The sequence below is a fragment of the Devosia sp. Soil_C_22 genome (assembly GCF_057657195.1).
The window spans coordinates 647,485-657,444 of the sequence record NZ_JBDGIY010000002.1 but is presented as its reverse complement, the minus strand read 5'-3'; the positions used below and the strand labels follow the sequence as shown (position 1 = coordinate 657,444).

Annotated in this window: 9 protein-coding genes; 6 read left to right on the top strand and 3 right to left on the bottom strand. The window is 64.0% G+C overall.

Annotated features, from left to right (window positions below; all coding sequences use genetic code 11):
* Nucleotides 1-227: 227 nt before the first annotated feature.
* Nucleotides 228-1,130 carry an NAD-dependent epimerase/dehydratase family protein gene (locus AC3A6I_RS20245; protein WP_487545675.1) on the bottom strand — a complete coding sequence of 301 codons (903 nt, stop codon included), beginning with the start codon at nt 1,128-1,130 and terminating at the stop codon, nt 228-230.
* Nucleotides 1,131-1,320: 190 nt separating this feature from the next.
* On the opposite strand from AC3A6I_RS20245, the gene AC3A6I_RS20240 reads away from it, so the two are divergent.
* A complete protein-coding gene (locus tag AC3A6I_RS20240; protein WP_487545674.1) occupies nt 1,321-2,319 on the top strand; it encodes an aldo/keto reductase in 999 nt (332 codons plus the stop codon).
* A 30-nt stretch (nt 2,320-2,349) separates the two neighbouring features.
* Here AC3A6I_RS20240 and AC3A6I_RS20235 read toward each other — a convergent pair whose 3' ends face one another.
* Nucleotides 2,350-3,054, bottom strand: coding sequence for a FadR/GntR family transcriptional regulator (locus tag AC3A6I_RS20235; protein ID WP_487545673.1), 705 nt, complete (start codon nt 3,052-3,054; stop codon nt 2,350-2,352).
* A gap of 363 nt (nt 3,055-3,417) precedes the next feature.
* On the opposite strand from AC3A6I_RS20235, the gene AC3A6I_RS20230 reads away from it, so the two are divergent.
* From AC3A6I_RS20230 to AC3A6I_RS20215, 4 genes are all read left to right on the top strand, one after another.
* The gene (locus AC3A6I_RS20230; protein ID WP_487545672.1) at nt 3,418-4,635 is read left to right on the top strand and encodes an AGE family epimerase/isomerase; all 1,218 of its coding nucleotides are present in this window, start codon (nt 3,418-3,420) and stop codon (nt 4,633-4,635) included.
* A gap of 104 nt (nt 4,636-4,739) precedes the next feature.
* Nucleotides 4,740-6,017: an ABC transporter substrate-binding protein gene (locus tag AC3A6I_RS20225; protein WP_487545671.1), complete on the top strand. Its 1,278-nt coding sequence runs from the start codon at nt 4,740-4,742 to the stop codon at nt 6,015-6,017.
* Nucleotides 6,018-6,031: 14 nt separating this feature from the next.
* Nucleotides 6,032-6,940, top strand: coding sequence for a carbohydrate ABC transporter permease (locus AC3A6I_RS20220; protein WP_487545670.1), 909 nt, complete (start codon nt 6,032-6,034; stop codon nt 6,938-6,940).
* Nucleotides 6,940-7,818 carry a carbohydrate ABC transporter permease gene (locus AC3A6I_RS20215; protein WP_487545669.1) on the top strand — a complete coding sequence of 293 codons (879 nt, stop codon included), beginning with the start codon at nt 6,940-6,942 and terminating at the stop codon, nt 7,816-7,818. The genes AC3A6I_RS20220 and AC3A6I_RS20215 overlap by 1 nt, the downstream gene beginning before the upstream one ends.
* Before the next feature lie 78 nt (nt 7,819-7,896).
* On the opposite strand, the gene AC3A6I_RS20210 is transcribed toward AC3A6I_RS20215, so the two are convergent.
* Nucleotides 7,897-8,649 carry an IclR family transcriptional regulator gene (locus tag AC3A6I_RS20210; protein WP_487545668.1) on the bottom strand — a complete coding sequence of 251 codons (753 nt, stop codon included), beginning with the start codon at nt 8,647-8,649 and terminating at the stop codon, nt 7,897-7,899.
* Nucleotides 8,650-8,751: 102 nt separating this feature from the next.
* On the opposite strand from AC3A6I_RS20210, the gene AC3A6I_RS20205 reads away from it, so the two are divergent.
* A complete protein-coding gene (locus AC3A6I_RS20205) occupies nt 8,752-9,918 on the top strand; it encodes an NAD(P)/FAD-dependent oxidoreductase (RefSeq protein ID WP_487545667.1) in 1,167 nt (388 codons plus the stop codon).
* The last annotated feature ends 42 nt before the right edge of the window (nt 9,919-9,960 follow it).

Genomic DNA, 9,960 nt, shown 5'->3' with positions numbered 1-9,960 from the left:
GTGATCTTCACCCACAGATGCATGCAATGGCCGGTCGAGGCGGCCGTCTTCACAGACGTGATCTTCACGTTCCAAGTTCCTCCAAACCAGCCAATGAATGCGGTCTGCTAATATGATTGTCGGACAAGTTGAGTGACGTCAAGATGGCTTGTACGGGACGAGTTAAAGGGACGTGGGCATCCGGCCTCGTTGGCCGAAGTCACGCCGCATGCAGGTGTTACGGGTGATCAGAGCCAGCCCTTTGCATACTGCTTCCAGTTGTGTTGCTCCTGAAAGCCCAGAAGCTCGCGGGCCTTGCGGTTGGAAATAGGACCTTCGAACTGGCCGATCTCGCGGGTGATTGGCACGCCGGGCTCTTGCGTCGCGAGGAACTGCGCAGTCGGCTCTCGGGCGATGATGTCGTTGTTCACGGCATTGAAGACCTGGAAGCCGAGCCCGTCCTTTTCGAGGCAGAGTTCGACGATCTGGCCGAGGTCGCGGACATCGATATAGGTCCAGGCATCGCGCCGCTTCGCCCGTGGATTGGCGAGGAAACCCGGAAAGCGCTCGGCATAGTCCTGCGGCTCGATCACCCCGCCGATCCTCAGGCAGTAGATATCGGCGCCGCTGCGCGAGGCAAACGAGCGTGCGATGTTCTCGCCTACGACCTTGGACAGCCCGTAGCTGTCGGTGGGATCGAGCGGGTAGTCCTCATCGATCGGGAACGAGGTGAAGGCACGCTCGCCCTCGGCAAAGCAGATGCCGTAGACGGTCTCGCTCGACGCCACGATCACCTTGCGGATGCCCAGCTTGGTCGCCGCCTCGAGCACGTTGTAGGTCCCGAGCACATTGGCCGCGAACATCGCGTTGTCCGGCCGGAGGAAGATCCGCGGGATGGCGGCGAAGTGGATGACGGCGTCGACCGGCGCACCGCCCGTGCCGGCGAAATACTCGCCGAAGCCGAAGCTGGAACTCAGCGCGTTGAATGCCTCGCCGCTATCGGCAAGGTTGGTATTGATCGTGGTCACTCCCGGTATATCGAGCGGGGCCAGATCGAGGTTCAGCACCTGATGGCCACGCTCCAGCAGGTACGGCACGACGTGACGGCCGATCCGGCCACTGCCGCCGGTGAAGACGATCCGCTTACCCATTGTTCTCCCTCAACGCGATCAGCCGTCCGGCAAGTCCGGAATCGAGCGCCGACGGCGGTGGACTTTCTACCCACATGCCCTCCTTAAGAGGAACAACGTTCCAACTTGTCAGATAAGCAGTTCACCGTCTAAACATAGTTCGCTGGACGGCGCCAGAGGAAGGATCGTCGTCGTTAGAGGAGGAGGGGTTATGGAATATCGTCAACTAGGCTCGTCGCCGGTCACGGTCTCGCAGATCGGCCTGGGGACCTGGGGCATGTCGGGCGCCTTCTGGGGCGCGGCGGACGACGAAGAGTCGATCCGCGTCATCCGACGCGCGCTTGAGCTGGGCGTCACTCTGATCGACACAGCCGAGGTGTATGGCGCTGGTCACGCCGAGGAAGTCGTCGGCCGCGCCCTGGTGGGGCTGCGCGACAAGGCCGTCATCGCCTCAAAGGTCTCGCCTGCCAATCTCGATCCGGAAGCGCTGGTACCGGCGCTCGAGGGCTCGATGCGGCGCATGAAGACCGACTACGTCGACGTCTACTTCGTGCACTGGCCCAACCCGAAATTCCCGATCGGGCCGACCATGGAAGCGCTGCAGAAGCTGCGCGAGAAGGGCACGATCAAGTCCGTCGGCGTTTCGAACTTCACCCCACAGGGCATCGAGGAAGCCGGCCGCTACAGCAAGATCGACGTGGTGCAGCCGCCCTACAATATGCTTTGGCGCGAAGTCGAAGCTGAGCTGCTGCCCTATTGCCGCGAGCACGATATCGGCGTCATGCCCTATAGCGGGCTGGCGCAGGGCCTGCTGACCGGCACGCTTTCGCGCCAGACCCAGTTCGTCGAAGGCGACCAGCGGCGCACTACGGTGCTGTTCCAGCCCGGCATCTACGAGAAGGCACTCGACGCCGTCGACGCTCTTCGCGAGATCGCTGCCAAGTACGGAAAGTCCGTGCCGCAGTTGGCGATCCAGTGGCTCACCAGCCGGCCCGGCATCACCTCGCCGCTGCTGGGTGCGCGTACAGTCAGCGAACTCGAGGAAAACGTCGGCGCCGTCGGCTGGAGCATCTCGGACGATGATGTCGCCCGCCTCGATGCGCTGACCAAGCCGATCTGGGCCGAGCTTGCCGACAAGGGCGACATGTTCGGCTACTGGGCCGCCCGCCGCCGCGAGGCGGAGGCCGCAACGGCAACCGTCAAGGCATAAGGCTCCCCCTGGGGTGGTCGATGGCAGGTCTCAGACGGCCTGTTCGTCGACCATCTTCAGTATGGTGTTTTCCAGCAGATGCGCACGCATCGCGGCCTCGGACTTGGCCGGATCGCGGGTGACCAGCGCTTCGTAGATGGCACGGTGCTGCTCGGTGGCGATGGTCAGCGCGTCCGGCGCCTGGTTGCTGATGCGGCGGCTGGCCGATTGCCACCAGCGCGACGAATACATGAACCGGTCGAGGATGCGGTTGCGTGTCGCCCGGCAGATTTCCATATGAAATTCGAGATCGAGCTCGAGATAGCCGTCGGTGTCGTGGTGCCGCTTGGGCATTTCGTCGACCAGCCGGCCGAGCTGCGACAGGTTCTCCGCTGTCAGGTTCTGCGCCGCCTGTGCCGCGATCGGCGGCTCGAAGATCAGCCGCGCCTCGTGCAGTTCATGGAACAGCTGTCGTATGTGCTCGTGCGGCAGCCAGTCGATCAGCGCCGGGCTCAGGTAATCCCACTCGGCCTCGGGGCGTACGGCGACGCGTCGGCCCTGCGCGATCTCGACCATGTCGAGCGCGGCGAGGATCTTCAGCGATTCCCGCGCCACCGCCCGGGAGACGGTGAACTCTTGCGAGACCTCCTGCTCGGAGGGCACCAGCCCGTCCTTCAGCTCCCGCAAGGCGATACGGCGCGCAAGGATGCCCGCCACCTGATTGGGCAATGTGTGAAGCCGAACTTTCATCGCCATGACGACTTGTCCCCACCTGGTTGCACGGCAGTAGTCCAAAAGCCGATCGTGGCGCTACCGTCGCGGAGCGACCAGGGCCGCATCGTCGTCTGACTCATGCGATCATATGACATCTTTTATAGCCCATGTCCGCCGGTACTGCCGACAGCCGCGGAACTCCAGCGAAAACTAAGCGCGCGGCCGCCTGATCCCCACCTACCTCTTCTGCACCGCGTCCGGTTCATCCTGTCGAGCGATTGACACGCATAGCCGCTCTCATTATCGTCCACTTGTCTGATAAGCACACAGGTAGGCCGTGAATAGCGGAAAATGACGCGGAGGTGACGTGACCGGCAAAAGCCGGCGCGTCGGAGGAGGGGAAACATGGATGCGCTGAGCAAGCACGCAGAGTGCCTGAACCCGTCATGGTTGCGCGGACAGATTTCGTCCATTCTGAACTTCTGGTACCCGGCTGCCCGCGACGAGCGTCGCGGCGGCTACCTCAACATGCTCGATGGCGACGGCTCGGTGCTCGATGGCGACCAGAAACATCTCGTCGCCAGCTCCCGCTTCGTCGTGCTGTTCTCGATGGGCATCATTGCCGAAACCGGGCTCGCCTGGTGCGAGGCGGCCGCGGCCGAAGGCATCGACTTCCTGACGCGCGTCCACCGCGACACTGTGCATGGCGGCTATTTCTGGATGGTCCAGGGCGACCAGCCGACCGATCGGCGGAAGCAGGCTTATGGCCACGCCTTTGTGGTACTGGCCGGCGCCATGGCGCTACGTGCCGGCGTACCGGGCGCACGCGAGCTGCTCGATGACGCGGTCGATGTCGCAGTCACCCAGATGTTCCGCGGCGATACGCTCGCCATCAACACGGCGAGCGAGGATTTCTCCGAGGTCACGCCCTATCGCGGGCAGAACCCCAACATGCATTTCTGCGAGGCTTTCATCGCCGCCTACGAGGCGACCGGCGACAAGAGCCACCTCGATCGGGCCTACCGCATCGCCGAGCGGCTGGCCTACGAACTCGCGACGGCCTGTGGCGGCTATGTCTGGGAGAACTACGACGCCGACTGGCGCCCCGACTGGGAAAAGCGTGAGCGCGACCGGGCGAGCCTCGAGTCGGCCACGGGCATGATGCCCGGCCATCAGCTCGAATGGGCGAAGCTGCTCGGCATTCTCGCGCGCTACCGTCCCACGGACTGGCTGATGCCGCAGGCGCGCCATCTCTACAGCCTCGGCTGGGACTATGGCTGGGACCGCGCCAAGGGCGGCTTCTACACCGGGCTCAACCGCAACTTCACCATCGCCGATGCGCGCCCGAGCTATTGGTCGACGTCGGAAGCGATCGGCGCGGCCGCCGTACTCGGCGCCGCGACCGGCGAAGAGTCGTACTGGACCGACTACGAGACGGCGTGGAACTACGCCCAGACGCAGCTCATCGATCACGAGCATGGCGGCTGGTTCAAGGTCCCCGCGCTCAAGCAGGATCGGACCGATACCCGCAAGGGCGACAGCTTCGATCCCGACTATCACCCTTGCGGTGCATGCCTCGAGGCAATCCGCAGCATCGGTCTTCTCACACAGGAGGTCGAATAGCCCTGCGGCACCGCGGCGGCCTGAGGAGACCGCCCTGTGCCCGGTGAACAATCATCGCGCCGTTCTGGCGATGCTGGACTTGTCACAATGAGGAGGAACCTGTGATGTCCCTAAAACTGTCTAGACGCAGCTTCATGGTGGGCTCGGCCGCTGCCGCGGGCACGCTCGCTACCCCATGGGTCGCCAAGGCCCAGGCCACCGAGATCAGCGCCCTGCTGATCACCAGCGGCGGCAGCTATCCGGAATTCTGGGCCAAGGTCGTCGGCGACTTCACCGCCAAGACCGGCATCAAGGTCAACTACGACCTGCTCGAATTCACTCCGCTCTCGTCCAAGGTGGTGACGCTCGGCGCCGCCAGGAGCAACCAGTATGATGTCTACAGCACGCATACCGCGCTGATTGAATCGTACTTCAACACCTTCGATCCGCTGAACAGCTACTTCACGGACGCCGAGCTCGCCGACTTCTTCCCCGTCACGCTGCAATACCTCAAGAATCCCAAGACGGACGAACTGGCGGCCATTCCGCGCAACGTGGATGCCCGCAACCAGTTCTACCGCAAGGATATTTACGAGGAGAACGGCCTCAGCGCCGCGGTCACCTGGGACGACCTGGTCAATGTCAGCCAGAAGATCACCGGCAACGGCCATTATGGCCTCGTCGTGCCGGGCCAGGGCGACCCCGCCCAGCGCACGTTCTCGGACTTCCTGTGGCAGGCCGGTGGCGAATGGGTCGACGAGAATAACCGTCCGGCCTTCAACTCCGAGGCCGGCATCAAGGCGCTGACCTATTACCACGACCTCATCCACAAGCATAAGGTCGTGCCGCCCAACGCCGTGACGTTCCAGTGGAACGAGAACTCGTCCAACTTCACCTCGGGCGCCTGCTACAACACGATCAACTGGCCAGGCTCGTTCGCCCAGTTCGACGATCCGGCGGAGTCGCAGGTGGTCGGCAAGTGGGCGACAGCGCCGCACGTGAAGGACAAGGAGGCGATCTCCTGCGTGGTCTCGCACGCACTGGCGCTGAACAGCTATTCGCAGCGCAAGGAACCGGCGGTCGAGTTCATCAAGTTCGCTGTCGGTCCGGACGTCCAGAAGGTGCAGTTCGACGAGTTCACCAACTTCCCCAGCCTCACCTCGATGGCCAAGCAGGTCGTGTCCGAGGCGACGGGAGCACGGGCGGAATGGCTGGGCCAGCTGGAAGGCACAATCGCGACCGGCCGTGAATGGCCCAAGCTCCCAGGCTTCTCCAAGGTCAGTACGCTGATGTACTCGACCATCGAGTCGGCGCTGAGCCAGCAGGCCAGCCCCACCGATGCGCTGAACGCCGCGGCAGCCGATGCCGATGAGATCCTGTCGCGCGCCGGGGCCTATGACTAATGGCGTCTATCGCTATGCAAGCTAGCAAGGGTCGGCGGCGCAGAGCGCCGCTGACCTACTCGTGGCAGAAGGGCTACATGCTGGCGGGCCCCGCGTTCCTGTTGATGGCCGCGGTCCTGCTCTACCCTCTGATCTATTCCTTCGTGATGAGCTTTTTCCGCTGGGATCTCAGCGGCGAGGCGCCGTTCCTCGGCCTCAGGAACTATACGGACGAGATCGGCGGCCGCCATTTCCAGCAGGCCTTCCGCAACCAGATGATCTTCAGCTCGATCTCCATCGGAGTTGAGCTGGTGGCGGGCATGGCCATTGCGCTGCTGATCAATACCAAGATGCGCGGGCTGCGGCTGGCGACAACGCTGCTACTGATCCCGCCGATGATCGCGCCGGCCGTTGTCGGCCTCAATTTCCGCTGGCTGTTCAATACGCAGTTCGGCCTGGTCGATGCGCTGCTGCGCATGGTCGGCCTGCCCGAAGCGCCCTGGCTCACCGATCCGGGCTGGGCGCTGGCCTCGGTGATCATCGCCGATGTCTGGCAGAGCACGCCGCTCATGGTGCTGCTGTTCCTCGCCGGTCTCCAATCCATGCCGCAGGAGCCGCTCGAGGCCGCTTCGGTGGATGGCGCCTCGGCGTGGGACACGTTCTGGCTGATCATCCTGCCGCTGTTGCGGCCGGTCATCATGATCGCGCTGATGCTGCGCATCATCGACACCTTCCGCAGCTTCGACATCATCTGGCTGATGACGCAGGGCGGACCGGGCGGCGCAACCACGACGCTCACCGTCTACGCCTACCAGATGGCGTTCCAGAGCGTTGATTTCGGCCACGCTTCGGCCGTGTCCTACATCGCGCTGTTCCTGTCGTTCATCTTCTTGGCGCTGCTCTACATCACGCCCTGGGTCTGGAACAAAGTGAGGGGCAATTGATGGCCGAGCAAACTTTCAGCACTGCGGCTGTCGCCGCGCCGCGCCGCCGCAAGGGTATCAGCATCGGATTGGTGGCGCGCTATGCCGCGTTGCTGTTCACGGTGCTGCTGACCGTCTTCCCGCTGGTGTGGCTGATCCTCACCTCGATCCGCAGCTCCAACGAGCTGTTCTCGGTGCCGGTGAAGATCATCCCCGAGCAGATGACCTGGATCCAGTACGTCCGGGTGTTCGCCGAGTACGACACGCTCAGCTACCTGTGGAACACCGTGTTCGTGTCGCTGATGACGGTAGTGTTCGTCATCCTGTTCGCGGTGCCGTGCGCCTATGCGATATCGCGCTTCCGCCTGCCGGGCTTCAAGATCGTGATCACGCTGCTGCTGATCATGCGCATGATCCCGGTCATCGCCTTCGCCATTCCGATGTTCGCGGTGTTTGCCCAGTTCGGGTTGCTCGACTCGGTCTGGGCCCTGATCCTCGCCCACACTGCCTCAAAACTCCCCGTCGCGATCTGGCTGCTCATGGGTTTCATCCAGGACGTGCCGAAGGAAATCGAGGAGTCGGCCCAGGTCGATGGGGCAGGGACGCTACGCACGCTGGTCACCATCGTCACGCCGCTGATCCTGCCCGGCATCGGCGCCAGCGCAGTGATCACGTTCCTTTTCACCTGGAACGACCTGTTGCTGGCCTTGACCCTGACCTCGAGCAAGGCAGCCCAGACCCTGCCGGTGGGGCTCACCAGCTTCGTGTCGCAATACGGCATCGACTGGGGCGCCATGTCGGCGGCGGGCGTGCTGATGATCATCCCGACCCTGATCTTCGTGTGGTTCGCGCAGGGCCTGCTGGTCAAGGGCCTCGTGACAGGCGCCGTTCGTGGGTGATTTTGCCGCCCCCAGGGCCCGCGGTCCCGACCTGCGGCGATGTCCGCCACTGGCCCTGAGCGGACACTGGCGTAGGCCTTAAGTTGACTCGCACCGTTGCACGGCCTTGCCGATGATGTCGGCAATTTCCGCGGCGCGTGCGGGTGTCAGGAGAGAAGCCGGTATGGCAATGGAGACCGCCGCTGCAGTGATGCCGTGGCTGGAGCGGATGGGAACCGCGACACCGCCGGCGTCGGGGTAGGTCTCGCCGATGTCGTAGCTGTAGCCGAGTTCGCGAGCGCGCCCGAGTTCGCGCTGCACCTTGGCCATGTTGGCGTGGTTGTAGAGGCCGAAGCGCGGCTGGTTCTGTTCGAGGATACCGTCCACCGCCGTCGGCTCGAGCAGTGTAAGGATGCTGACCGTTCCCGGGCCGATGCCGAGCGGCACGCGGCCGCCGATGCCACCAGTCAGCGTCTGCACGAAGGCGGTGCCCTCGTGCATGTCGACGCAGATGGCGTCGAAGCCGGCGCGGACCATCAGGTAACTCGACTGCTGCGTCACCGCGGCGACCTCGGTGACGGCGGGGCGAAAACGGCGAACCATTTCGCTCACCGAGGTGGTGCGGTTCGCGAGGCCGAAAATCGCCGGGCCCAGCCGATAGTGACCGTACTTTCCTGCGGCCTCGACGAAGCCTCGCTTTGAAAGTGCGACGAGGGCGCGGCGCGTGGCGGACTTCGCCTCGTCGAGCTTCAGCGACAACGCCTGCAGCGACAGGCCTTCGGTCCCGGCATTGCCGAGATGGATCAGGATTTCACCAGCCCGCTCAGCATTGCTCGAGCTTTCACTGGCCATGGAAAATCTCCGCCAACATGCATCAGAACCGATTATCGGAACTCCCGCTATAGTTGAAAACCGATTATTGCACTATCCTCCATTTCGGATAGTCAACACAGGATGGGGTACGGCAACGCAATGTTCGACTTCGCAGTAGTAGGGGCAGGGATCAGCGGTTCGGCGACAGCTTACGAGTTGGCCAAGCGGGGCCACTCTGTGGTTCTGATAGATCAATACGGCCCGGCGTCAATGGCCTCTGGCTGGACCCTGGCGGGCGTGCGCCAGTCGGGCCGGCATCCTGCCGAACTGCCGCTGGCTCAGGCCGCTGTGGCGATCTGGCAGGACCTTGCGGCGCAACTCGATGGCGAGACGCATTACCGGCAGGTCGGCAACCTGCGCTGTGCCCGCGACGAGGGTGAGGTAAAGCGCATCGAGGGCATTGTCGCCGAGCACGGGCGGCTCGGGCTCGAGATGCGGCTGGTGCGCGGCGACGAGGTGCGCGAGATCGCGCCGCTGGTGTCGGACAGCGTCATTTGCGCCTCGTTCTGCCCCACCGACGGGCATGCAGACCCGCATGCGACCGTCAAGAGCTTCGTCGAGGCCGGTCGGCGGCTTGGCGTCGCGACGCGGTTCGGCGAGGTGGTCACGGCGCTGAAGGTCGAAAACGGCAAGGCCACGGGCGTCGCTACCGCCTCGGGCGTCATCGCCGCGGGACAGGTGGTGGTCGCCACCGGCATCTACGGCAACACGCTGGTCGAGCCGTTCGGCTACCGCGTTCCCTATGAGGTGATGAGCGCCACGATGATGCGTTCGGTGCCGATGCAGGCGCCGCAGATGCCGGTGATCGGCGTCGCCAACGGCGACACCACGCTGCGCCAGGAAGTGGGTGGACAGTTCCGCATCGGCGGCGGCCATGAAGTATGGGACGGGCAGCTCGAGCTCGACCCGCTGCCGCAGGTGCGGCCGCCGGCACGCAGCGTAGGCGAACTGATTGAGCGCTACACGGCGCTCCTGCCGTCGCTGGCCGATGTGAAGCTTGATCGGCTGTGGTGCGGGTTGATCGACCAGACCGTCGACGCGCTGCCGGTGCTCGACGTTCTCCCCGATTCCGGCGGTGTGGTGCTCGCCACCGGATTCTCCGGGCATGGCTTCTGCCTGGGTCCGGTGACAGGGCAGATCCTCGCCGACCTCGCCGAAGGAAAGCCGTCGTCGCACCCGATCGAGGCGTTCCGGATTTCCCGGTTCAAGAACCAGGCGGCGGGCAGCACTGTCGAGTTGCATGGCTGAACGCGAGAAGCCCGGCATGGCCGGGCTTCTTTTAGAGCGCAT